The sequence below is a fragment of the Caballeronia sp. LjRoot29 genome, from assembly GCF_964252755.1.
Lineage (GTDB): Bacteria > Pseudomonadota > Gammaproteobacteria > Burkholderiales > Burkholderiaceae > Caballeronia.
This window is the reverse complement of sequence record NZ_CAXUPU020000003.1, coordinates 237,955-262,754: the sequence shown is the minus strand read 5'-3', so window position 1 is coordinate 262,754 and position 24,800 is coordinate 237,955. Positions and strand designations below refer to the sequence as shown.

21 protein-coding genes, 1 other RNA gene and 1 pseudogene are annotated in these 24,800 nt (G+C 60.1%); 9 read left to right on the top strand and 14 right to left on the bottom strand.

The features are described 5' to 3' along the window. Positions 1-203 precede the first annotated feature (203 nt). Complete coding sequence (rlmN, locus tag ACSQ83_RS05250) at positions 204-1,346, bottom strand: 23S rRNA (adenine(2503)-C(2))-methyltransferase RlmN (protein ID WP_414952072.1); 1,143 nt, start codon at positions 1,344-1,346, stop codon at positions 204-206. Positions 1,347-1,445: 99 nt separating this feature from the next. Further along, complete coding sequence (gene ndk, locus ACSQ83_RS05245; protein ID WP_047897645.1) at positions 1,446-1,871, bottom strand: nucleoside-diphosphate kinase; 426 nt, start codon at positions 1,869-1,871, stop codon at positions 1,446-1,448. A 432-nt stretch (positions 1,872-2,303) separates the two neighbouring features. On the opposite strand from ndk, the gene ACSQ83_RS05240 reads away from it, so the two are divergent. Further along, entirely contained in the window at positions 2,304-3,002 is a 699-nt protein-coding gene (locus ACSQ83_RS05240) for a Bax inhibitor-1/YccA family protein (RefSeq protein WP_436227423.1), read from the top strand. Between the two features lie 93 nt (positions 3,003-3,095). Here ACSQ83_RS05240 and rlmD read toward each other — a convergent pair whose 3' ends face one another. The 6 genes and pseudogenes from rlmD to surE form a co-directional block, all read right to left on the bottom strand. Further along, the gene (gene rlmD / locus ACSQ83_RS05235) at positions 3,096-4,400 is read right to left on the bottom strand and encodes a 23S rRNA (uracil(1939)-C(5))-methyltransferase RlmD (protein ID WP_436227492.1); all 1,305 of its coding nucleotides are present in this window, start codon (positions 4,398-4,400) and stop codon (positions 3,096-3,098) included. A 262-nt stretch (positions 4,401-4,662) separates the two neighbouring features. Then, on the bottom strand, positions 4,663-5,439 hold the full coding sequence (locus ACSQ83_RS05230; RefSeq protein ID WP_414952075.1) for a 3'-5' exonuclease: 777 nt from the start codon (positions 5,437-5,439) through the stop codon (positions 4,663-4,665). 35 nt (positions 5,440-5,474) lie between these two features. Further along, positions 5,475-6,476, bottom strand: a pseudogene (gene rpoS, locus ACSQ83_RS05225) (RNA polymerase sigma factor RpoS); the annotation flags it as partial. Between the two features lie 104 nt (positions 6,477-6,580). Continuing rightward, positions 6,581-7,570, bottom strand: coding sequence for a peptidoglycan DD-metalloendopeptidase family protein (locus ACSQ83_RS05220; RefSeq protein ID WP_436227422.1), 990 nt, complete (start codon positions 7,568-7,570; stop codon positions 6,581-6,583). Between the two features lie 5 nt (positions 7,571-7,575). Beyond that, the gene (locus ACSQ83_RS05215) at positions 7,576-8,799 is read right to left on the bottom strand and encodes a protein-L-isoaspartate(D-aspartate) O-methyltransferase (RefSeq protein ID WP_436227421.1); all 1,224 of its coding nucleotides are present in this window, start codon (positions 8,797-8,799) and stop codon (positions 7,576-7,578) included. Next, the gene (gene surE, locus ACSQ83_RS05210) at positions 8,796-9,554 is read right to left on the bottom strand and encodes a 5'/3'-nucleotidase SurE (protein ID WP_414952079.1); all 759 of its coding nucleotides are present in this window, start codon (positions 9,552-9,554) and stop codon (positions 8,796-8,798) included. The genes ACSQ83_RS05215 and surE overlap by 4 nt, the downstream gene beginning before the upstream one ends. 196 nt (positions 9,555-9,750) lie before the next feature. On the opposite strand from surE, the gene ACSQ83_RS05205 reads away from it, so the two are divergent. Beyond that, positions 9,751-10,728 carry an NADPH:quinone oxidoreductase family protein gene (locus tag ACSQ83_RS05205; RefSeq protein ID WP_436227420.1) on the top strand — a complete coding sequence of 326 codons (978 nt, stop codon included), beginning with the start codon at positions 9,751-9,753 and terminating at the stop codon, positions 10,726-10,728. Positions 10,729-10,741: 13 nt separating this feature from the next. On the opposite strand, the gene ACSQ83_RS05200 is transcribed toward ACSQ83_RS05205, so the two are convergent. The 6 genes from ACSQ83_RS05200 to ffs all read right to left on the bottom strand — a co-directional run bounded on the left by ACSQ83_RS05200 (position 10,742) and on the right by ffs (position 16,862). Next, positions 10,742-11,947: a CaiB/BaiF CoA transferase family protein gene (locus tag ACSQ83_RS05200; RefSeq protein WP_436227419.1), complete on the bottom strand. Its 1,206-nt coding sequence runs from the start codon at positions 11,945-11,947 to the stop codon at positions 10,742-10,744. Between the two features lie 79 nt (positions 11,948-12,026). Beyond that, positions 12,027-12,251, bottom strand: coding sequence for a DUF1653 domain-containing protein (locus tag ACSQ83_RS05195; RefSeq protein ID WP_165091505.1), 225 nt, complete (start codon positions 12,249-12,251; stop codon positions 12,027-12,029). Positions 12,252-12,294: 43 nt separating this feature from the next. Next, a complete protein-coding gene (gene recR / locus ACSQ83_RS05190; RefSeq protein WP_165091507.1) occupies positions 12,295-12,891 on the bottom strand; it encodes a recombination mediator RecR in 597 nt (198 codons plus the stop codon). Positions 12,892-12,926: 35 nt separating this feature from the next. Continuing rightward, positions 12,927-13,253 carry a YbaB/EbfC family nucleoid-associated protein gene (locus ACSQ83_RS05185; protein WP_089163842.1) on the bottom strand — a complete coding sequence of 109 codons (327 nt, stop codon included), beginning with the start codon at positions 13,251-13,253 and terminating at the stop codon, positions 12,927-12,929. Between the two features lie 333 nt (positions 13,254-13,586). After that, positions 13,587-16,397 carry a DNA polymerase III subunit gamma/tau gene (dnaX, locus tag ACSQ83_RS05180; protein WP_436227418.1) on the bottom strand — a complete coding sequence of 937 codons (2,811 nt, stop codon included), beginning with the start codon at positions 16,395-16,397 and terminating at the stop codon, positions 13,587-13,589. Between the two features lie 366 nt (positions 16,398-16,763). Continuing rightward, positions 16,764-16,862, bottom strand: an RNA gene (ffs, locus tag ACSQ83_RS05175) — signal recognition particle sRNA small type. Positions 16,863-17,265: 403 nt separating this feature from the next. Between ffs and trxA the strand changes: the two genes are divergently transcribed. The 7 genes from trxA (at position 17,266) to ACSQ83_RS05140 (ending at position 24,800) form a co-directional block, all read left to right on the top strand. Next, complete coding sequence (trxA, locus tag ACSQ83_RS05170; RefSeq protein ID WP_031356443.1) at positions 17,266-17,592, top strand: thioredoxin TrxA; 327 nt, start codon at positions 17,266-17,268, stop codon at positions 17,590-17,592. A 390-nt stretch (positions 17,593-17,982) separates the two neighbouring features. Then, positions 17,983-19,248, top strand: a complete 1,266-nt coding sequence (gene rho / locus ACSQ83_RS05165; protein ID WP_031356444.1) for a transcription termination factor Rho — start codon at positions 17,983-17,985, stop codon at positions 19,246-19,248. 177 nt (positions 19,249-19,425) lie between these two features. Beyond that, positions 19,426-19,908, top strand: a complete 483-nt coding sequence (locus ACSQ83_RS05160; RefSeq protein WP_414967794.1) for a MerR family transcriptional regulator — start codon at positions 19,426-19,428, stop codon at positions 19,906-19,908. Further along, on the top strand, positions 19,905-21,452 hold the full coding sequence (locus tag ACSQ83_RS05155) for an MFS transporter (protein WP_414952086.1): 1,548 nt from the start codon (positions 19,905-19,907) through the stop codon (positions 21,450-21,452). Before ACSQ83_RS05160 ends, ACSQ83_RS05155 begins: the two co-directional genes overlap by 4 nt. A 46-nt stretch (positions 21,453-21,498) precedes the next feature. After that, complete coding sequence (locus ACSQ83_RS05150) at positions 21,499-22,338, top strand: M90 family metallopeptidase (protein ID WP_436227417.1); 840 nt, start codon at positions 21,499-21,501, stop codon at positions 22,336-22,338. Between the two features lie 139 nt (positions 22,339-22,477). Beyond that, positions 22,478-22,732, top strand: a complete 255-nt coding sequence (locus ACSQ83_RS05145) for a type B 50S ribosomal protein L31 (protein WP_299702926.1) — start codon at positions 22,478-22,480, stop codon at positions 22,730-22,732. Between the two features lie 304 nt (positions 22,733-23,036). Further along, positions 23,037-24,800 carry an ArnT family glycosyltransferase gene (locus ACSQ83_RS05140; RefSeq protein ID WP_436227491.1) on the top strand — a complete coding sequence of 588 codons (1,764 nt, stop codon included), beginning with the start codon at positions 23,037-23,039 and terminating at the stop codon, positions 24,798-24,800.

The following is a 24,800-nucleotide window of genomic DNA, read 5'->3' as shown; positions in this document are numbered from 1 at the left end:
TCGCATCGATTCTTTTTGTCGCTGTTCAGCTTCGTTGCTGACCTTAGCGCCACCGTGGCTGCAGCCGAGTTGGCGTTGCAGACGGCTTTATAACAAAATGCACGGCATTGTGTGCCGACTTCTATCGTTTATTGCCGGATTTTCCGCTTTTTTCACCGGATAGGGCGCCGCAGGTCGGCGGCGCGATTATCCCGCCCAAAGCTTCAGACAGCGCGAACCTCGATCACCTTCGCCGTCTTGCCCATACGCTGGGCCAGACGCGTACGGTCCTGAACCTCGCCGGCCAACTGCCCGCATGCCGCGTCGATGTCGTCGCCGCGCGTCTTGCGCACGGTTGTCACGACGCCGGCGTCCATCAGCACTTGCGCGAATCGCTTGATCTGTTCGTTGCTCGATCGCGTCAAACCGGACTCGGGGAACGGATTGAACGGAATCAGGTTGAATTTGCATGGCACATCACGCGTCAGCGCGATCAGTTCGCGCGCGTGCGCTTCGCTGTCGTTCACGCCGTCGAGCATGCAATATTCGAATGTGATGAAATCGCGCGGCGCAACCTTCAAATAACGCTGGCAGGCCGCCATCAATTCCCGCAGGGGGTATTTCTTGTTCAGCGGCACCAGCATGTCGCGCAGCGAATCGATGGGCGCATGCAGCGACACGGCAAGCGCGACCGGCAGGTCTGCGCCCAGACGGTCCATCATGGGCACGACGCCCGACGTGGACAACGTCACGCGGCGACGCGACAGCCCGTACGCGTTGTCGTCGAGCATCAGCCGCATGGCCGGCACGACGGCGTCATAGTTGAGCAAGGGTTCGCCCATGCCCATCATCACGACGTTCGTCACGACGCGATCGGCCTTGCCGTTATTCGGCGCTCCATAGGTGCCACTTTTGGACGCCCGCAGCGCAAACTCGGCCATGCGCAACTGGCCGATGATTTCGCCCGTGCTCAGGTTGCGCGAAAAGCCTTGCTTGCCGGTGGAGCAGAACCGGCAATTCACGGCGCAGCCCGCTTGCGACGACACGCAAAGGGTCCCGCGATTTTCTTCCGGGATATATACGGTTTCGACCGCGTTGCTATTTCCCACGTCGATCAGCCACTTGCGTGTGCCGTCGGTGGAAACGTGATCGCGGACGATGGAAGGCATGTCCAGGCTTGCCCGCCCCTTTAACTTCTGACGCAGCGATTTCGCCAGGTCCGTCATGCCGTCGAAGTCGTCGACGCCGAACTGGTGAATCCAGCGTTGCAATTGCTTGGCGCGAAACGGCTTTTCGCCCAGGCTGTCGCAATAAGCGACGAGCCCGGCGGCATCGAGATCAAGAAGGTTGACTGTTGCAGCTGTCATTTCGATTCTGCCATTTCCTTGCTGAGCGAAAAATGGACCGCGTTCTAAGCCGCGCTCCAGCTATTTCGCGCCAATTCCAGCGATAAATCTACTCCCGAATCAACGCGAATAGACGTTCACTTCGGGGAAGAAGAAAGCGATTTCCTGACGTGCGGTTTCAGCGGCGTCCGAACCATGCACCGCGTTAGCGTCGATGCTGTCGGCGAAATCCGCGCGGATCGTGCCCTTGTCAGCCTTTTTCGGGTCCGTTGCGCCCATCAGGTCGCGATTCGTCAGGATGGCGTTCTCGCCTTCCAGCGCCTGGATCATCACGGGGCCGGAGATCATGAATTCGACCAGGTCCTTGAAGAACGGGCGTGCAGCGTGAACCGCATAGAACTTTTCCGCATCAGCGCGCGACAGGTGGACCATGCGAGCTGCGATGATCTTGAGGCCAGCTTGCTCAAAACGGCTGTAGATCTGACCGATCACATTCTTTGCCACTGCATCCGGTTTAATAATCGACAGGGTGCGCTCGATCGCCATGAAAAACTCCAAAAAATGAACGGGTTACGAATATAAATGAATCGACAATTGTAGCACGAAGCGTTGTATGATTGCGATGGAAACCTTACGACTCCGTAAGCATCAAAGCAAGTGACGAATTGCAGTGCGGATCACAGCGTGGGTATGAAACGCGCCGTAATTTTACCGGTCCCGGTAGTGCACAGCAGCAACGTTGATTTCGGCGCAAGATAGGCCCATATTTCGTGTCAGAAGGGCTTTCAGGCTCGCGGCGTACAATGCAGCTAGAAGATGTTCGCGGCGTATCGTCCAACGAAGGTCCAATGAAGCCGCCTGACCGACAAAGCCGTGTTTTTGCATCGCAGCTTTCGCACGGCGGCGTCGGCGTTTTACGGCAAATCGAGCCGGTTTTTGAACCAGATGGCTTTACACAAGTTTAGGCAAGGAGAAACCATGAACGAATCCCCTTACGGTTTTGGTCGCAGCGGTAGTGTCACGTCGTCCGAAACCCGCAACCGCGTACTACGGAACACCTATTGGCTCCTCGCAATATCCATGGTCCCAACCGTGTTGGGCGCGTGGGTCGGGGTGGCAACAGGTTTCTCCCTGTTTGCGGCTACCAGCCCCGCCATGAGCTTCATTGCCTTCATGGCAATCGCGTTCGGCTTCATGTTCGCCATTGAGCGCACCAAGAACAGCAGTATCGGTGTATTCGTGTTGCTCGGCTTCACGTTCTTCATGGGTCTGATGCTGTCCCGTCTGCTGAGCTTCGTCCTCGGCTACACGAACGGGCCGCAGCTCATCATGATGGCGTTTGGTGGCACTGGTGTGATCTTCGCCGCCATGGCGACTATTGCAACGGTCAGCAAGCGTGACTTTTCCGGTCTCGGCAAGTGGCTCTTCATGGGCGTACTGGTGCTGCTGCTGGCCGCGTTTGCGAACGTGTTCCTGCACCTGCCGGCCTTGATGCTGACGGTCTCCGTGCTGGCCATCGTGATCTTCTCGGCGTACATGCTCTTCGACGTCCAGCGGGTAGTGAATGGCGGTGAAACGAACTACATCAGCGCCGCGCTCGCGATCTACCTGGATTTGTACAACGTGTTCACCAACCTGTTGATGCTGCTCGGTATCTTCGGTGGCAATCGGAATTGATTGCGCTTTAGTTTTGCTTCGCAAGTGAAAACCGGCCTTTTCGAAGGCCGGTTTTTTATGCACGCAAATCTGGGAAATTCAAAGCTCGGAGAGTCAATCGCGCTCGAACAGCGCAATCGATTCGACGTGCGATGTATGCGGAAACATGTTCACCACGCCCGCGCCCTTCATGCGGTAACCCGCATCGCGCACGAGCACGCCCGCGTCCCGGGCGAGCGTTGCCGGATTGCACGACACGTACACAATTCGCTTAGGCAACACGCCCTCGCCGCTCTGCGCCATTTCTCCCAACGCCTTCGATACCGCCAGCGCGCCCTCACGCGGCGGATCAATGAGGATCTTGTCGAAGGGACCTAGCGCGCGAAAATCGTCCGTTGTGATCTCGAAGAGGTTTCGGCATGCGAACGACGTATGCTCATGAACGCCATTGATCCGGGCATTTTCTAGCGCCCGTTCAGTCAGGCCCTCGCTCCCCTCGATTCCCACCACCTCACGCGCCATCCGCGCGAGCGGCAACGTGAAATTGCCGATGCCGCAAAACAAATCCAGTACCCGATCCGTTCGCTGCGCGGCCAGCAACCGCAACGCGCGGCTAACGAGCACCCGGTTGATCTGATGATTGACCTGAGTGAAATCGGTTGGCTTGAACGGCATGCGGATGCCGAATTCCGGCAGCGTGTAGGCCAGATCCCGCTCAACGGGATAAAACGCAAAAGCGGTCTCCGGTCCTTTCGGCTGCAGCCAGAATTGAACGCCATGGGCATCGGCGAAAGTACGCAGCAGCGCTTCATCCGCCTGCGTCAACGGCTCGAGAATCCGCAGCACCAGCGCGGTCGTCTCGGCGCCAACGGCCACTTCAATCTGCGGCAGGCGGTCGCGAATGGATAAATCGCGGACGAGCGACCGCAGCGGCATCAACAGCGCCGACACGTTCGGGTGCAGGACGTCGCACGTTTCCATATCGGCGACAAAACTGCTCTTTTTCTCGTGGAATCCCACGAGCGCGCCGCCCTTTCCCGCAATCAGCCGCACAGCCAGCCGTGCCCGATACCGATATCCCCACGACGGCCCGTGAATTGGCCGGTAGATCGTTTCCGCGTGGAGCTTGCCGATGTGCTGGAGGTTGTCCTCGAGGACCCGTTGCTTGACGGCAATTTGCGCGCGCACATCGAGGTGCTGCATGGAGCAGCCGCCGCATTTGCTGAAATAGGGGCATTTCGGCCGCGTGCGCATGACGCTTTCACGCAGGATTTTGATCAGCAGTGCTTGCTCAAACGCGGCCTTCCTCCGAAAGCTCGCGTACAACACGCGTTCGCCCGGCAGCGCGCCTTCCACGAAAATAACCTTGCCTTCCGAGCCGTCCTCGGCCGTCGCACGACCGACACCCTGCGCATCCATATCGAGCGATTTGATTTCGATCTCGATTGGCGCGGCCGAAGGGTCCAGAGGAACGATTCGAGTGGGCGGATTCCAGCGATTACGCGATTTTTTTCGAGCGTGAGACACCTGCGGACTTCCTGGCTAATGTGAAACTTGGTGAACGAAGTGAACAATCGGGAAGCGGAAAGCGGAAAGCGAAACGAAACGCGGGGCGAAGACCCCGGAAAAGAGCAACAAAGGCGAGATTGTAGACGATGCCGGGGCAGCCCCGGCGCGGCACTCAGTTGTCGAAGGCAGCCAGATATTCGGCCCAATGGGACGCCGGTTCCAGCGCGAGCGCATTTTTTACGAAGCTGATCTCGTCGGCATACTCTTCGGCGGAAAAACCGCCGCGCATCAGTTGGAAACGGCAGTACATCAGATACGTGTTGACCACGTCCGTCTCGCAATAATTGCGGATTTCTTCGATGCGCCCTTCCGAGTACGCCTGCCAGACCATGCCGCCGTCCATGCCCAGCTTTCCCGGGAAACCGCAGAGCTTGGCAAGCGCGTCCAGCGGCGCGTTCGCCCGCGCCTGGTACATCGCGAGCACGTCCATGAGGTCAGTATGGCGCGCATGGTAACGGCTGATGTAGTTGTTGTAGCGAAACTCGCGATCGTCATTGCCCAGGTCCCAATAGCGGGACGCTGTCACGCCGTGCACCAGCGCGCGGTAGTGCAGCACGGGCAGATCAAAACCGCCGCCATTCCATGAAACGAGTTGAGGCGTGTATTTTTCGATTACACGAAAAAACGACTGGATCAGCGAAGCCTCGGAATCGGTCGTCGTGCCGAGCGAACGCACGCGAAACCCCGTGTTATCGCGAAACACGCATGAAATGGCCGCAATGCGTTGCAGATGATGCGGCAGGAAGTCGTTCCCCACCTTTTCACGGCGCGCGGCGAACGCATGCTCCGCCACCTCGATATCGGTGAGCGTGGCGGGAAGAGAATCGAGACGGCGAATACCGTCGACATCGGGAATGGTCTCGATGTCGAATACGAGAATTGGAGTCATTATTTTTTTAAGGACGGCGTTGCAAAGCGCCTTGCCTAAAGCACGGCGTCTTTTCGCACGCCATTCGATGCGAAGAACCGCTTGAGTCGGACCAGCGCTTCCTGCTGAATCTGGCGCACGCGTTCGCGCGTCAAGCCCATTTCGTCGGCGAGTTCTTCGAGCGTGGCCGGCTCAATATGATTCAGGCCGAAACGGCGCTCAATAACGTGCCGGTGTTTGTCGGAGAGACGGGAAAGCCACAGCTTCGTAAGCGTTTCCAGTTCGCGATGCTGAACTTCCGAATCCGGCGACTGACTTGCGTCGTCGGATAGCAAATCGAGCAGGCTGCTCGCCGGGTCAAGATCGAGCGGCGCGTCGAGCGACGCCGTGTGTTCATTGAGGGCGAGGATGTCGGTGACTTCCTCGGGCGTTTTGCCGGTGAGATGCGCAATGTCGTCAATGCTCGCGTCTCGCCGGTCCGGCGCAATGGCCGCCGTCGAATTCGCCGAGCTTTTTTCGAGATGACGTTTCGCGCGAAGCACCTGATTGAGTTCGCGAATCACATGAACGGGCAAACGCACTGTGCGCGCCTGATTCATGATCGCGCGCTCGATGCTCTGGCGGATCCACCACGTGGCATACGTCGAAAACCGGAAGCCACGCGTGGGATCGAATTTTTCGATAGCGTGCATCAAGCCGAGATTGCCCTCCTCGATCAGATCGAGCAGCGGCACACCGCGATTCAAATAGCCCTTCGCGATACTGACCACCAGCCGCAAATTGCGCTCGATCATGACCTGGCGCGCTTCGAATTCGCCGGCTTTCGCCAGCCGCGAATAGCGCTGCTCTTCCTCGACCGTCAGCAGCGGCTTCACGCTAATGCGGTTCAGGTAATGCTGGATTGTGTCGGCCGTGAGTTCAGCCTGCAAAATAGACTTGAAGTCATCGACGTCGGGTACGGAATCAGCGGCACCCTCGACGGCATCCTTGCCATTCGCGCCACCGTCTTCGTCTGAATCGAGTTCGGCATCAGCCGTTTCGCCTTCAGACTCGTCTGCCTGATTCGAAGCGCCGTCTTCCACCGTTGTCTGCGTGGGTCGGCTGATTGTCTCAGTCTCGGCTTGCGGCGGTTGGCGCTTCGATTTAGGCATGATGATTTCGCTTATTGCGGCGGCAAATACTTCAGAGGGTCGACAGGTTTGCCCTGCCGGCGAACTTCGAAATGCAACATCACGCGGTCCGAATCGCTGTTGCCCATCTCGGCGATTTTCTGCCCTTTTGTCACCGCGTCTCCCTCTTTTACCATCAAAGCACTGTTATGTGCGTACGCGGTAAGAAAAGTTGCGTCGTGCTTGATGATCACAAGATTGCCGTATCCGCGCAGACCGTTGCCGGAGTAGACAACCCGTCCGTCAGCCGCCGCATTGACCGGATCTCCGCTCGCGCCGCCAATGTTCAAGCCTTTGTTCTTCGCCTCGTCGAACGTGCCGAGAATCGGTCCGCGCGCCGGCCAGATGAACGCCGGCTGTGCAGCCGGAACCGCAGCTGCCCCATTGTCGACACCCGTTCCCGGCGGCGGCGTCATGGCCAGTCCGGGCGCTGCCGTACCCGGCATTGCACCCATGCCTGACGACGTGCCGTAATTCGGCGCCGGCGGCGTGCTGCCGTTTGCATAGCCACTCGCGCCCGGTACAGTCGACGTATTCGCGCCGTAAGTATTATTGAGCGGCTGAGCTTGCACCCCGCCGCCAACAATGGGAGCGGTAGAAACGCCCGGTGTTGCCGCCGCGAGATTGGCGCCCGGAGGCGCCACGCGCAACAACTGGTCGACTTCGATCTGATTCGGATTCGTCATGTTGTTCCACGACGCAATGTCCCGATAATTCTGGCCGTTTTCCAGGGCGATCCGGTATAGGGTGTCACCCGGCTTCACCCGGTAGTAACCCGGCGGCGGCGGACCCGGCGGCAACATCGATCCATCCTGGGCAGCCTGCGTGCCGATAGCGGATCCAGTCCGGTCGACGACGGGCGCCTGATCCATCCGGGTCGCGCAGGCGGCCAGTGCGGACAGCGCCGCGACGCATACACCGCGCTGAACCACCGACAGACCGGGGTTCGCGCTCACATTTCGTTTAGCACGCAACATACTCATCGGTGTCAAATCACTCCGGATTTTAAGGGTACAAAGAAAACCCGATCGAGCTGCGATTCGCGCCATTGAGTGGGCGAAACGCGCTCGACGAGCGTCAGTATCTGCGCTTGCGCCGTCTGCGATCCGACGGGCGCAACAAGTCTGCCGCCGACGGCAAGTTGATCGAGCAACGCCTGCGGAACGTCGAGTCCGGCACAAGCAATCACAATGGCGTCAAACGGCGCGACTGCCGGCAACCCGAGACGGCCATCGCCGTAATGCAGGCGGATATTTGGTACGCGCAACGGCCGCAGATTGAGCTTCGCTCGCTCAGATAACGGCCGGATCCGCTCAATGGAATACACGTCGGTCGCCACCTGCGACAGGACAGCCGCCTGATATCCGCAACCCGTGCCAATTTCCAGCACATTCCTGAGCGTGCGACCGGCGGCGACCAGCTCGATCATCCGCGCGACTACCGATGGCTTCGAGATAGTCTGATGATGCCCGATCGGCAGCGCCGCATCTTCGTAAGCCTGCGTGGCAAGTCCGGGATCGACGAACATATGGCGCGGCACCGCGGCCATGGCAGCGAGCACGCGTGCATCCGTTATACCGTTGGCGCGCAGCCTTTCGACCATGCGCTCACGTACTCGTTCCGATGTCAGCGCATGAGTGCTTTGCTGCCCGGCCTGGGCCGCAGCCTTTCGGACGTTGGATCTGGCCTCGGGCTGCGACGCCGTTTGCAACCTGGCCGGTTGTGAGTTCGATTTGGCGTCCGGCTTCACATGCGTCCGGGACCTGGGTTGAGCGTCGCGTGTTTCGTTCGGACGCGCACCCGCACGCAGCGCGCCGGGCTGATGGTGCGCCACAACCGTGGATGGTTTCGATGCAGCGTGCACTCTCGCAGCAGACCGATGCCCGTCTCCCGCCGATGCGGCTGAACTCCCCGCCACACCCCGCGCCGCCGTGTTGCTCGCGAGCGCCTTCGGCTCGGCTTTCGCCGCCGCATTTGTCTTTATGCCGGGATGCATCCCGGCCGACGGTTTTGCTGCCCTTGCCGCCGCCAGTTTCGGCGCAGCGGCGGAAGCCTTGTGCGTAGTTGCAGCCGATTTCAAACCGCCGTTGCCGCCCGGTATCGCCTTCAATGCCGGCTTGCTGCGCGCATCGGGGCGCGCAGTCGCCTTGCGTGGCTCACGCACCAGATCGGCGAGCGCCAGCGGAAAGCGTTTCGCACGTTCGTCGGTCATGAACGGCGGCTCCGTGCCTCGGCCCACTCGCGGGTCGCGGGCAGCAGTTTGGTATGCGTCAGGTCGAGCTGCAGCGGCGTGATCGAGATATGGCCGTTCGCCACGGCATGGAAGTCCGTTCCTTCACTGGCATCGAGTGCGTCGCCGGACGGCCCGATCCACCAGATCGGATTACCGCGCGGATCGATCTGACGAACGACAGGCTGCGATGGATGACGCTTGCCCAGCCGCGTAATGCACCACTCGCCCATCTGGTCATACGGCAGACTCGGAATGTTCACATTGAGCAGCGGATGGCCGGGCATGGGATGCGCGAGGTAGTGCGCGACGATCTCCGCCGCCACGCGCGCCGCGTCCTCCAGATGCAGCCAGTCCCGTCCGACCAGCGAGAAGGCAATGGCGGGCACGCCGAACATGAAACCTTCGGTGGCTGCGGCGACCGTACCGGAATACAGCGTGTCCTCCCCCATGTTCTGGCCGTTGTTGATACCGGATACGACCAGATCCGGCTGCTCGGCCAGCATGCCCGTCAGCGCGATGTGCACCGAGTCCGTTGGCGTGCCGTTCACGTAGTTAAAACCATTCGCCGCAGTATGAATGCTGAGCGGCCGCGACAGCGTGAGCGAGTTCGAAGCGCCGCTGCAGTTTTGCTCGGGCGCCATCACGGTGACTTCGCCAAGCGGCTGCATGGCCGCATGCAGCACGTTAAGGCCGCGTGCCTGATAACCGTCGTCGTTGCTGAGTAGGATTCGCATTCGACGATTGTAACCGAGGAAGGAAGGCCCACGGATCGACGTCGGGGCACTCGGCCAAACGGTCTGCTATTGCGCTTTGCAGAGGGCAAATTGGTCGCGATTTGTAGACCGTTCGGCCAACGAGACGTAGGCAAGAGCACGTTCGTACGGCCCTGATCTACACTGCCAGATCACGATTATTTCACCCGGAGACACCATGCGCGCCATTCGATGCAACCAGTTCGGACCGCCGGAATCCCTCGCCCTGGAAACACTCCCCGACCTCCAGCCCGGGCCGGGCCAGGTAGTGATCGACGTGCGCGCCGCGAGCGTGAATTTTCCTGACGTCCTCGTGATCCAGAACAAGTATCAGATGAAGCCCGACCTGCCGTTCACACCGGGTTCCGAGTTCGCGGGTGTGGTGCGAGCCGTAGGCCCGGACGTCACGCGATTGAAGGCCGGCATGCGAGTGGCCGCCTATACGGCGCAAGGCGCATTCGCCGAGCAGGCGTTGGCAAGCGAGGCAGCGTGCATGCCATTGCCTGACGACATCGACTTCGCCAGCGCTGCGGCCATCACGCTCGCGTACGGGACATCGCACCACGCGGTGGTCGACCGGGGCGCACTGAAGGCCGGCGAAACCATGCTCGTGCTGGGAGCGGCGGGCGGCGTGGGGCTGGCGGCCGTGGAAATCGGCAAGGCGCTGGGTGCGCGCGTGATTGCGGCGGCGTCGAGTCCGGAGAAGCTCGCGTTGTGCGTGGAACATGGTGCGGACGCCACCATCGACTACACGAGTGAAAACCTGCGCGAACGGATCAAGGCGCTGACAGACGGGAATGGGCCCGACGTCATCTACGATCCGGTCGGCGGCGAGTACGCGGAGCCGGCTTTTCGCAGTATCGGGTGGCGCGGTAGATATCTTGTGGTCGGGTTTGCGAATGGCGACATTCCAAAATTGCCGCTCAATCTTGCACTGCTCAAGGGCGCGAGTATTGTGGGTGTGTTTTGGGGCCAGCATATCCAGCGCGAGCCAGATTTGGCGAGTGCCGCGATGCAGCAGATTTTTGGCTGGATCAAGGACGGCCAGGTACGGCCGCACGTCACGAAGCGTTATGCCCTCGAAGAGACCGCCGCGGCATTGAATGACATGGCCAGCCGACGCGTCTCCGGGAAGATCGTGATCGAACCTCGATGAATCACGCCAATGCTTAAATTGCCTTGTCCGCCCGCAGTCGCGCAATCTCTTCGGGCGCGTAGCCGAGGGATTGCAGGACGTCATCGGTGTGTTCGCCGAGTTGCGGGCCAAGCCAGCGCGTCTCGCCCGGCGTTTCCGACAATTTCGGCGTGACGTTCGGCAGCGCGATCTCCCGACCATCCTGCCAGGGAAAATGCTGGATCATCTGGCGCGCGATGTATTGCGGATCGGTGAACATATCGGCCACGCTGTAGATTCGGCCCGCAGGCACATCCGCAGCGTTGAGCACAGCGAGCGCCTCATCGATGGAACGGGTGCAAAGCCATACACGGATAGCGTCGTCAATTTCCCGAGTGCGCGGCACACGTCCGTCATTCGATGTCAGCGCAGGATCGTTGCCCAGGTCCTCGCGGCCGATCGCGAGCATGAGCCGTTTGAAGATTGGATCGCTGTTGCCGCCAATCACAATACTGCCGTCGCGGCACGGATACGTGTTCGACGGCACGATGCCCGGCAACGACGCGCCGGTGCGCTCGCGGATCATGCCGTACACGCCGTATTCGGGTACGACGCTTTCCATCATATTGAACACGGCTTCGTACAGCGCGACATCGACGACTTGTCCCTTGCCGCCATTCGCTTGCCGATGATGCAGCGCCATCAACGCGCCAATCACGCCATGCAGCGCGGCAATGGAGTCACCAATGGAAATGCCGATGCGCGGCGGCGGCAAGTCCGGATAACCGGTGATGTGGCGCAATCCGCCCATCGATTCAGCGATGGCGCCAAAGCCCGGCCGATCGCGATACGGCCCGGTCTGGCCGTAGCCCGACAGCCGCACCATCACGAGGCCCGGGTTTTCGGCGGATAACACCTCATAGCCGAGCCCGAGTTTTTCGAGCAAGCCCGGACGAAAATTCTCAACGACGATATCGGCTTCCTTCGCCAGTCTCCGGACGATTTGCTTGCCGTCAGGAGACTTGAGATTGACTGTCACCGATTTTTTATTGCGTGCCTGGACGGCCCACCATAGCGATGTCCCGCCTACTTCCGGATACAGCTTGCGCCATTTGCGCAGCGGATCGCCGCCATTCGGATCTTCGATCTTGATCACGTCGGCGCCGAACTCGCCCATGAAGCGCGCGGCGAACGGCCCGGCGATCAGCGTACCGAGTTCGAGCACCTTGACGCCGGCGAGCGGTCCCGTAGAAGCGCTCATGGTGTCTCCTTCGTTGTCGTTTTAAAAACGGTTTCAGAGCGGCTTGAAATAGCGTGATGCTTGACGCGCCACACGGTTTTTACAGCGGAATGTCGAGCGCCTTGAACCGCGGCGACCCGTCGGCGAGCGTGCCGTTAAACAGTTCCGCAGGACGCACCCACAGGCCATGATCGTGCGGCCAGAGATGCTCATAGACGATCATCGCCTCTTCCGTCTCCGAATGCCGCGCCACGCCAATCACGCGATATAAACCGCCCTTGTAATGCCGGTGCGTGGCGAGCGCCAACGCTTCTGCTTCGGTCATATTGTTGCCTTGTTACGGTATGACTAGGATCCACGACTGCGGTCTAAACCGAGCGCCTGTCGAGCATTGCACGCGCGATCGTGCCCGCGTCAACGTATTCAAGTTCGCCGCCGACCGGCACGCCGCGCGCAAGACGCGTCACCTTCAGGCCCTTCGACTTGAGCGTCTGTGCAAGGTAATGGGCGGTCGCCTCGCCTTCGTTCGTGAAGTTCGTGGCAAGCACGATTTCCTTCACGAGGCCGTCAGTGGCTCGCTGGATCAGGCGATCGAAATGGATCTCTTTCGGCCCGATACCATCCAGCGGACTCAGCCGTCCCATCAACACGAAATACAGTCCGCGATACGTCAGGGTCTGTTCGAGCATGATCTGATCGGCCGGCGTTTCGACGACACAAAGCAGTTCAGGATCGCGTTCGGGATCGTCGCAGACTTCGCAAATCGCCGCCTCGGTGAACGTGTTGCATTTCTCGCAATGTTGCAGATGCTCGGTGGCGAACATCAACGACCGGCCAAGCTTTTCAGCGCCTGGCCGGTCGTGCTGCATCAGATGATAGGCCATGCGCTGCGCCGACTTGGGACCCACGCCCGGCAGCGCACGCAGCGCTTCGACGAGCGCCGACAAGGCGGAAGGTTGTTTCATGCGCTGATGGCCCTATGCTCTGAGGATTGAGATGTTTAGAACGGCAGCTTGAAACCCGGCGGCATTGGCATGCCGGCCGTCATGCCGCTCATCTTTTCCTGCGTGGTGGCTTCGGCTTTGCGCACGGCGTCGTTGAACGCGGCAGCAACGAGATCCTCCAGCATGTCCTTGTCGTCGGCGAGCAGGCTCGGGTCGATCGTCACACGGCGGACGTCGTTCTTGCACGTCATGACCACCTTCACGAGACCGGCGCCGGACTGCCCTTCCACTTCGACCAGGGCAAGTTCGTCCTGCATCTTCTTCATGTTGTCCTGCATCTGCTGAGCTTGCTTCATCAAGCCGGCGAGTTGGTTCTTCATCATGGTCGGGCTCCTTGCTCGAAACGGGGTAAAGAGAATGGATGCGTGCCGCGCGGTTCGGGATCGGCTCGGGTCCGCGCCGGCTGTGAATGGGTGATGGTTGTAGCCTTGCGTGCTCTATGTGCTTTACAACGGGTGTTCGATGTCCTTTGAACCGTCCGGCGTGAAAGGGGCCTCACCTTCATGCTTGCCCGGCGTTCTTGATCCGAAGCTTAGATGCTTTCTCTGACTCGTTCGCTCTGCGGGGGTTCTGGCTTTAACGCATTTCAGCGATCTCACGGGCCGCGTAGCTTAACGGCTTTCGGTGTCAGCCCTTCTTCGCTCACGACGAAATCGTCAACCCGCCGATGCCGCGTTCTGCCCGCCATCCTGCGGGCTACCCGATGCCAACGGCTTGATCGAACCCTGCACAATACTTGCGCCAAAATCGCGGATCAGCGATTGCACGAACGGGTTCTGCGTAATCTCCTTTTCCGCCTCCTGCTGGCGCTGCGCGCGAGCAGCGGCGTCGATCGCAGCAGCCGTACGGCGCGCTGGGCCGACGCTCACGTTTACATCGATCGGCCGGCCCAGCTTGTCGGTTAATGCAACCTTCAGCTTCGCCACTTGTGCGCTTTCGGCGTATTGCGGCACCGGCACAGCAAGCGTGATCGATGTGCCGTCACACGCGGTGAGTTCGCTGTTGAAAGCGAGCTGGTAAGCGATACCCTTCAGCGGCAAATCCACGGCGAGCGTTGGCCAGTCACCGCTCACGCCAAGCGCATCGAGCGGGACGGCGGGCGGCAGCGGACGTGCATCGACGCGGGGCGCCGGCTTGGCGGCGGGCGCATCGTTGAAGCGCAGGTCGTCGGGGCCGCTGTCGAACGCGGGCATGAAACCGTCGTCGGGCGGCATGAAATAGCCCTCTTCCGACGACACCGGCTGATAGTCGTCCAGCGGCATTTCTTCCCACGGAGGAGTTGCGCCGCCATTGTTCTTGCTCGCTACGGCGCCAGCACCGTTCGCGCCGCTGCCATTTCTATCTGTGCCGTTCGCGTTCGGCTGCGCACCACCGAACCTGGAGTCACCTGCGGCGGGCGCTGCATTTCGATCAGCCGAAGCCGCAAGCCGGCGTGGCACGGGAACCTGCACGGTCGGCGTTGCCTTCGGGGCTGCGGGCTTGCGCACCGGTTCGGGAGCACGCACACCGCGATCCGACGAGACCCGATTGCCTGCACTGCGCAACACGTCGAGCGCGGCGCTAGCACCGCCCGTCGCACGCGGCGATGCGATTTTTTCAGCTGAGGGCACCGCCCGGCTTGCTGGCCGACTGGCAGCGTCGCGATCGACGAGTTCCTGAGCCGCTGCGGCCAAAGTCGAGGCGCTGGAATCAGGTTCTGATTCAGGAACAACCGAGACGTCCTCCGACGACCCATGGCAACTGACGGTCGACGAAGGCGCATCTGCGGCGGGCTCGGGATCTAAAGCGACGGCCGCTACGTCAGATGATGCCGGTCCAGCAGGGTTGTTCACCGGCGCGCTTTGCGCATCCGCTGCGTCCACCTTGGCGCCATCGTTATGCAAGTCGACAGCCTTGTCGGTCAGCGCATCAGCCGTTGCATCTTCCCTCGCACCCTCTGGATCGATAGCACCACCCGGTGCAACGGCGGAGGTATCGATACCCTCATCCGTTCGATCAGGCTCCGCGATCATTTGCGCGTTCGCAGCCGGCTTAGGCTCGGGCTTAACTGCAATGCTCTGCACGGCATTCTGACTAGCCGCTGCGAGATCTTCCCGCGGTTCCGATTCAGCAACCGCCTTCGGAGCTGAATCGTCAGCCGCGCTGTGCCGTGCCACGGCCGTTTGATCTGCATCCCGCGCGCGATCCACACTCGTTGTGGCGACTCCAGTAGAGGCAGCATCGGAGACACGATTTACCGCTGGCTTCGGAGCCTCCGCACTCGGCAAACTCGCCCCACCGGCGACGACACCACTCGGCGCCGATGCGCGTGTCCCCGCGCTGGACGAACCCACAACCGCCTGCCTTACCCGCGCGCCGCCTCCGCCGCCTCCGCCCGGACCACCCGCGGGTTCGAACGCGAGCATGCGCAGCAGCGTCATGGTGAAACCAGCGTATTCATCGGGTGCCAGGCCCATCTCGCCGCGCCCGATCGTTGCAATCTGATAGAACAGTTGCACGTGCTCGGCACTCAGCAAGTCGGCGAAACGGCGGATATCGGTTGCCTCCGGCCATTCGTCCAGCACCGAAGCCGGCGCAAATTGCGCCCATGCGATCCGATGCAACAAGCCGGCCAGATCTTGCAGTGCCGTGGAAAACGACAAACTGCGCAACGCCATTTCGTCCGCGATGGCAAGCACGCCCTCCCCGTCGCCGGCCGCGAGGGTATCGAGCAAGCGGATCAGGTAACTCTGGTCGAGCGCGCCGAGCATGCCGCGCACGGCCTCCTCCGTGACCTGGTTCGCCGAATACGCAATGGCCTGGTCAGTGAGTGAAAGCGCGTCTCGCATGCTGCCGTCGGCGGCACGCGACAAGAGCCGCAACGCTTGCAGCTCAAACGGTATCTGCTCTTCGCCCAGCACATGTTCCAGATGCCCCACGATCTGCCCTGCCGGCATCTGCTTCAGATTGAACTGCAGGCAGCGCGACAGCACAGTGACGGGGATCTTCTGGGGATCGGTGGTGGCGAGGATGAATTTGACGTGTGCGGGCGGCTCTTCCAGCGTCTTCAACATGGCGTTGAACGCGTGGTTCGTTAGCATGTGCACTTCGTCGATCATGTAGACCTTGAAACGCGCGTCGACCGGGGCGTACACCGCGCGTTCCAGCAGCGCTGCCATTTCGTCCACGCCGCGATTACTGGCCGCGTCCATCTCCACATAATCGACGAACCGCCCTTCATCGATCTCCTTGCACGCCCGGCATATGCCGCACGGAGTGGAAGTTACGCCGGTCTCGCAATTGAGCGCCTTGGCGAAGATGCGCGACAGCGTCGTCTTGCCAACACCGCGCGTGCCGGTGAACAGATAGGCGTGGTGCAGTCGCCCGCCGTCGAGCGCGTGCGTCAGCGCGCGAACCACGTGCTCCTGGCCGACGAGCGAAGCGAAAGATTTGGGCCGCCACTTGCGTGCGAGAACTTGATAGGTCATGCCGAAATTGTATCAGCAACGTCAAGAGGCAAAAGCGTTTCGCGGCGGCGCGCACGCCTGCGGAAGCGATGCATAGGAAGCTGCACTGCATATGGGCAGAACCGCTTATTGGCCGGCAAAAGACCTCGATGGGAAATGCGAATGAAAAACGCGAAAACGGAGGTAGGACCCAGCGCGAAAGACGCAGATCTGCCAGGACATCCGAAAAGCGGGAGGCAGGAGGTTTTAAACCAGGGACAAACCGATGCGACGTTTGGGGAAATTACGAAGTTTGAAGAAGGAATAAGACGAGGGAATATGACGAGGTACTAAGAACGGTTGGAAGATGGCGACGCAAATAACAGCGAAACAAACAAGAAAAGCGAAGGTGACGAGCCCGACCCTCGGCACTGGTAGAAAACGGCTGTGGCTGCTTCGTTCCCGACCTGACCAGGTTGACCGCGCCACCATGCGAGGAGGCCCGTCACGGAGAATCATATCAGAGAAGAATCGCCGCGCCCACCACCAAGCGAAGTGCTATTGCAATCCCGGCACGTAATCTCCATATTCGTGTTGTGGGGCGGCGGCCTTGGTGGATGGACTCCTTGTACATCGATACACGGCTGAAACGAGCGCAATAACACGCGCCGGAGGTTCGTCCAGAAGGGGCCTATCGGTACCGGGCAACAGATAGCAAAGTAAGCTAAGATGACAATTTGAAGCACCGGCTAATCGCCGTGTGACGGGCAGAAAGCGGCTTTTCCGGCAACGGATGCGCCCATCCAAGCGAGCGGTTCTACACCCCGCAGCGCGGCGAACTATTTCCTGTTTTGGTGTATCGTGGCGAGCATTCAAACGCGGGCCTCGAAATCATAGAGGTATTCACATAATGAGCGAATCGATCAAACATATCAGCGACGCATCCTTTGACCAGGACGTCACGAAATCGGATAAACCCGTCTTGCTCGACTTCTGGGCGGAATGGTGCGGTCCTTGCAAGATGATTGCTCCGATCCTCGATGAAGTGGCCAAGGACTACGGCGACCGCCTGCAGATCGCCAAGATCAATGTGGACGAGCATCAATCGACACCGGTGAAGTTTGGAGTGCGCGGTATCCCCACGCTGATCCTGTTCAAGAATGGTGCCGTAGCCGCGCAGAAGGTCGGCGCATTGTCCAAGTCGCAACTGACCGCGTTTCTGGACAGCAATCTGTGATTTGAAGCTGCAGGGCGGATGTTGTTATCCAAAGTTGTGACTCGAAGCCGGAAAGCTCGCAATGGCATTTCCGACTTTCGCGGATCCGCCCTCTCCCAGCGACAAGACCTGGCGTCTGTGCCGGGTTTGATCACTGACTAATTAATACAAGTAAAACGGAAAAAGCAGCTAGCTACACGCGGTGATTCCAGCAAATTGTTGTGAGGTCACAACATGCGCGAATCACACTGTCACCACGGCCACCCGGGGGCCTGTCGGCATGTGCTATGCTAGAATCCTAAGACTGCAAGACGTTTCTTAAGACGGCAAGACGTTTAGGTCCTTGAGCGTTCAGCTCACTTCTCCTCCCAAATTCTCTGTTGTACCTCTTCTCCCTGGCGGGAAATCCGTATGCATTTATCCGAGCTCAAGTCTCAGCACGTCTCCGCATTGATCGAAATGGCCAATGGCCTGGAGATCGAAAACGCCAATCGACTGCGCAAGCAGGAATTGATGTTCGCGATTCTTAAAAAGCGCGCCAAGACTGGCGACACGATCTTCGGCGACGGCACGCTCGAAGTATTACCTGACGGCTTCGGCTTCCTGCGGTCGCCCGAGACTTCATATCTCGCCAGCACGGACGACATCTACATTAGCCCGTCGCAGATCCGCCGCTTCAACCTGCACACAGGCGACACCATCGAAGGTGAAGTGCGTACGCCGAAAGACGGCGAGCGCTACTTTGCACTGGTCAAGGTGGACAAGGTCAACGGCCAGGCGCCGGAAGCCTCGAAGCACAAGATCATGTTCGAAAACCTGACGCCGCTGCATCCGAATAAACCGATGCCGCTCGAGCGCGAAATGCGCGGCGAAGAGAACGTGACGGGCCGGATCATCGACATGATCTCGCCTATCGGCAAGGGTCAGCGCGGGTTGCTGGTCGCATCGCCGAAATCGGGCAAGACCGTGATGCTGCAGCACATTGCGCACGCGATCAAATCGAACCATCCGGATATCGTTCTGTTCGTGCTGCTGATCGACGAACGGCCGGAAGAAGTGACGGAAATGCAGCGTTCGGTGGTCGGCGAAGTGATTGCCTCCACCTTCGACGAACCGGCCGCGCGCCACGTGCAAGTCGCGGAAATGGTGATCGAAAAGGCGAAGCGCCTGGTCGAAATGAAGCACGATGTCGTGATTCTGCTCGACTCCATCACGCGTCTCGCACGCGCCTACAACACGGTGGTGCCGGCCTCGGGCAAGGTGCTCACCGGTGGTGTGGACGCAAACGCACTGCAACGTCCGAAGCGCTTCTTCGGCGCCGCACGCAATATTGAGGAAGGCGGTTCGCTGACCATCATCGGCACGGCGCTGATTGAAACCGGCAGCCGGATGGACGACGTGATCTACGAAGAGTTCAAGGGCACCGGCAACATGGAAGTGCACCTGGAACGCCGCCTCGCAGAAAAGCGTGTGTATCCGTCGATCAACCTGAACAAGTCGGGTACACGCCGCGAAGAACTGCTGATCAAGCCGGACCTGCTGCAAAAAGTCTGGGTGCTGCGCAAGTTCATTCACGACATGGACGAAGTCGAATCCATGGAGTTCCTGCTCGACAAGATCCGTCAAACCAAGAACAACGCTGAGTTCTTCGATCTGATGCGCCGCGGCGGCAGTTAATTCCGCGTAGTAAATCCAACGCGCTGGTTCGAAACATGAAAAGCCGCCCGCATTCGCGGGCGGCTTTTTTTCGTCGGGCGAAACGCGCGCCACGATTGACAACATGTACGTTAACGTTCATGTTGATCTATAATTTTGGGGCATCCACATCCGCCGATAAAACCATCGGCCAGCACCATGTCCAGCGAACTGCTCACCGTACGCGACGCCGCCGAACGCCTCGGCGTCACCCCGCGCACACTGAAATACTACGAAGAGCGCGGTCTCGTTACGCCCAGCCGTAGCGAGGGGCGTTATCGGCTCTACGATGAAAACGACCTGGAGCGCTTCGGGCGGATCTTGCGGCTGCGATCGCTGGGATTTTCGCTGCACGGCATCGTGGAAATGCTCAAGCGGCCGCTCGAAAAAACGGAGGCTGGGAAGAACCGCTATTCGACGGAGTCGCTGGCGGACATCCGCCAGGGTCTGCAGCAGCAACTTGATGCTATCGATACCCGCATTGAGTCCGTGCGTCGCGAGCTGAAGGAAGCGCAAGCGGTGCGCGCCGAACTGCGTCTCGACTTGGACTACGTAGAAGCCCGGCTCGCTGGCCAGCCTGCCGACGCATTGCTCGAACAACGATCGAAAGCAAGCGCGAAGGCCGGAGGTAAAAAGGCGTGAGCGCGCGGGCACCGGTGTTCACCGTCGAGCGATTGCGCGGCGATTTTTTCCCGTGGGTGCTCGCGCTCGTGACCGGGCTGGATTACTTCGACAACGCCATCTTCTCGTTTTTCGCCAGCTACATTGCGGGCGGAATCAATGCATCGCCGGATGAACTCGTGTGGTCATCGAGTGCTTACGCGGTTGCCGCGGTGCTCGGGATCTTGCAGCAGCAATGGTGGGTCGACCGTCTCGGACACCGGCGTTATGTGGCCGGCTGCATGCTGTTGTACGCGTGCGGCGCGATGATGTCGGCGCTCACTGAAACCTCGTTGCAACTGATGTTCACCCGCGGTTTGCAAGGCTATTTCATCGGTCCAATGATGGGCGCGTGCCGCATCCTCATCCAGGTGAGCTTTACGCCGCAAAAACGCGCCGGCGCGACGCGGGCGTTCCTGATCCTCATTGTCGGCAGCAGCGCGGTTGCGCCTTTGCTTGGCGGCTGGTTGGTGTCGCACTTCGACTGGCGCGCACTGTTCGCCTGCACCGCGCCCGCGGGACTCGCGTTCGCCGTCCTGGCGATGCTCGCGCTGCCTGATACCGGCAACGTGGTGCGGGAAGAACGTGGCGCGACCAGTTTCTGGCCGTATCTCTTGTTTGCATTCGCGCAGGGCGCGCTGCAGATCGTGATGCAACAAGTGCGCTTCGTACACTTCAGCACATCGCCCGCGCTCGTGCTGCTGACGGTGGCGGGGATTGGCGCCCTCGCCTGGTTCGCGTGGCATCAATGGCACCACCCTGCGCCGCTCGTGCGCCTTCACGCGCTGCGCGAACGCTCGTTTCAGGTCGGTCTCTTGCTTTACATGTTCTATTACTTCGAGTCGACGGGGTTCAGCTACCTGATCTCACGATTCCTGGAACAGGGACTTGGTTATCCGGTCGAGAACACGGGCCAGCTGGTAGGTATCACGTCGCTGATCTCGGGTTCCGCGCTGTTCCTGTATTTCAAATTCACGAAATATGTGCCGCGCAAAAAATGGATCATCGTGCCGGGTTTTGCGATCGCGGCGCTGATCGGATGGATGATGACGCGCATGTCGCCGGACGTGGCCCAAAGCGACCTGATCCTGCCCATGCTGCTGCGTGGATTGTTGCTGCTTTTCATCGTGTTGCCCGTCGCTAACCTGACGTTCAGAATCTTCGAGATCGAGGAGTTTACGCACGGCTACCGGCTGAAGAATATCGTGCGGCAGTTGACGCTCTCGTTTGCGACGGCGGCAGTGATTATTGTCGAACAGCATCGGGAAGCGTTGCATCAGTCGCGTCTCGCCGAAGCCGTGAATCCGTACAATCCGGAGTTTCAACACGCCGCGAATGCACTCGCGAATGGCTTCGCAGCAGCTGGCCATTCAGCCGTCGATGCCCACGCGCTCGCGATTGCAACCATCGCCCGCACGGTCGCGCAACAAGCGAGTTTCCTGGCTTCGCTCGACGGCTTTTATTTCCTGATGGGCGTGGCGATTTGCGGTGGCGTGTTCGCGCTCTGGCAGAAACAAATCGATTGAGCCAGAGAGCGATTCGATAAACCATCAAGAGAACAATACAGATCTCATGGCTAATTTCCTGACCCGGCTGATCAGCGGAAATCGTCGTGGAAGAGCACTGCGCAAACACGCCATCGACGACGCGCTCTGGCAAAACACGCTCGATCGCCTGCCGTTTTTCGGCCATCTCGACGACGCCGAACGCGCCCGGTTACGCGAATGCACCACGCTTTTTATCGCGGAAAAGGAGTTTTCAACCGCCCACGATCTGCCGCTCACCGATGCGATGATCGTCGCCATCGCGGCGCAAGCTTGCCTGCCCGTGCTGAACCTGAGCCTGGAGTTGTATCGCGGCTGGGTCGGCGTGATCGTGTATCCGGGTGAGTTCGTGATCCGCAAGACGGTCGAGGACGAGGCTGGCGTGGTGCATGAGATCGAGCATGACGCGAGCGGCGAGGCGTGGGAGGGCGGGCCCGTCGTGCTGTCGTGGGAAGACGCGCAGATGACCGACGGCGAGGATGCCTACAACGTGGTGATCCACGAATTCGCGCACAAGATCGACATGCTCAATGGCGAGGCGGACGGCCATCCCCCGCTCTTTCGACGCTGGCACGCGCCGCTCGATTCGAACGCCTGGAACGACGTCTTCGATCACGCTTATGACCATTTTTGTGCTCAAGTCGATGCCGTTCCACCGCGCCGCTGGGGCCGGTTTGAGCGCGAATCGCTGATTGATCCCTACGCGGCGGACCATCCGTCGGAGTTTTTTGCGGTCTGCAGTGAGGCGCTGTTCGTACAGCCGGCGGCGTTTGAGCGGGAATATCCGGAGTTGTATCGGCTGCTTGCGCGGTATTACCGGCAAGATCCCGCGGGCGTAGGTGCGCTGGCCGTGTCAGGGCAGCAATGATGCCCGGCGCCTCAGTCCGGAGTCGCCTGAAAACATGCCAAACGGCTGTTTTTCTGGCATAATCTCCGCTTTTCGACCTCAGGCAAGTGGCTCGCTAGATCCGTGTGGGCTGGCTACCAACAGATACCAAGGAAAGACCATGAAAGAAGGCATTCACCCGAATTACCGCGAAGTGCTGTTTGTCGACATCTCGAACGACTTCAAGTTCATCACCCGTTCGACGATCAACACGCGCGAAACCGGCGAGTTCGAGGGCAAGACGTACCCGCTGGCAAAGATCGAAGTGTCGTCGGAATCGCATCCGTTCTACACCGGCAATCAGAAGATCATGGACACGGCTGGCCGCGTCGAGAAATTCAACAAGAAGTTCGCAGCATTTTCGGCAAAGAAGTAATTTGTCGAGAGAACAGCCCAGGCTGGATTCGAAGAAAGGCAGCGAAAGCTGCCTTTTTTTCGTCTGTGCCCCGTGCATTGCTGCAATTTGGAGACAATCCGGCGGTCTCGCTTCGCCTAATTCCACAGAACCCGGGCCCTTACAAGCACCGCAATGACGCGCGCGACGCCGCCCGTCTACAATGCCGGATTCGGTAAAAAACGCACGACCCGCCGAGGCACGAGATTCGCGTGTCATGCAAGACCCAAGCGCCGCCGCCTTACCCTATTGGCGCTCCATCAGTTTTGTTTCCTCGCCCAAACGCATGCGAAATGTCGTCCGTCTGACCGCCTCAGCCACCAGCGCCCTGCCGCGCTGGCTGCTGCTCGCTATTTGTATTATCTACGCGTCGTTTGGCCTGTTCGGCCGCGATCCGTGGAAAAACGAGGACGCAGCGGGCTTCGGCGTCATGTGGACGATGGCCAACGGCAGCGTGAAAGACTGGCTGCTGCCGAACCTGCTCGGCAAGGCGCTGACCGGCGACGGTCCGTTCATGTACTGGTTCGGCGCGGGTTTTATCCGCCTGCTGAGCCCGTGGGTCGATGCAAGCAATGCATCGCGCGTAATAACCGGCTTGCTGTTTTGTATCGCCTGCGCGTTTGTCTGGTACACGGCGTATCTGCTTGGCCGTCGCGACGAGGCGCAACCATTCAAATATGCATTCGGCGGAGAGCCGGAACCGCGCGACTACGGCCGCACGCTCGCCGATGGTGCGCTCCTGATCCTGCTCGCCTGCTTTGGTCTCGCCGAACGCGGCCACGAAACCACGCCCCAGCTTGCTCAGTTCGCAGGCACCGCCATGCTGGTCTACGGCCTCGTGCGTAGCTGCGACAAACCGATCCAGGGCGCGCTGATCTGGGGCGCGGCCATCGGTTTCGTGGGGTTGTCGAGTAGCCCGGTGCTGGTGCTGGCACTGCTGATCTGCACGCTGGCAATGACGGTGATCGTGCGCGAGGTGCGGCCGTTTTATCTGCTCGTGCTCGGCGTGCCCGTTGCTGTCATCCTGATCGGCGCTTGGGTGTGGCCCGTGCTGCACTTCTACCCGGACGACGGCGAATGGTGGCTGCGCCAATGGTGGCGCAACAGTTTCGACTCGTTTTCGGGTTCGCCGATCCAGGCGCTCTCCTACGCCCTCAAGAATCTACCGCTTTTCACGTGGCCGGCGTGGCCGCTTGCTATCTGGACCTTTGTCAGCTGGAGCGGATTGCGGCGCTCGCCGCATGTGGCCGTGCCGTTATCCGTGATCGGGCCGCTGCTGGTTTTGGTGATACTGCAAAGTCACCAGTCGAACCGCCTGTTCATGCTGTTGCTGCCGCCTTTGTCCGTATTGGCCACGTTCGCGCTGCCGACGCTCAAGCGCGGGGCGATCAACGCTATCGACTGGTTCGCAATGTTGAGTTTCACCCTGCTCGCCACGTTTGTCTGGCTTGTCTGGACCGCGGGCTTGTATGGCTTCCCCGCGCCGCTCGCCCGCAATCTCGCGCGTCTCGCGCCCGGTTTCCAGCCCGAGTTCAAGATCCTGTCGTTCGTGTGCGCGGTCGCCGTGACGGTCTGCTGGTTTTCGCTCGCGCGCTGGCGCCTCGCGCGTCATCCGAAGGTGTTGTGGCGCAGCGTCGTGCTGTCGAGCGCCGGCACCACGCTGATGTGGGTGCTGCTGATGACGTTGTGGTTGCCGGTGGTGAACTACAGCCGGACGTATCGCGACGTGGCTGAGCAGATTGCCGATCATCTGCCGCCTGACTACACCTGCATTTCGCCGGTCCGTCTGGGCGATGCGCAGATTGCAACTTTCGCGTATTTCGGCGGCATGCATTTCGCCTTCGATGAAGACTGCGACGTGATCCTGCGTCAGGACACGCAGGATTATGGCGAGCCTTCGTCGATCTCCTCGTTCGAGTGGAAGCTCGTGTGGGAAGGCCGGCGAGTGGCCGACCGCGACGAGCGGTTCCGGCTGTACGTGCGCATCGAGCGGCCGGTGCCGCCGGTCAAGCGGCCGCGACCGAAATCACTGCATCGCGGAAGCAGCTGA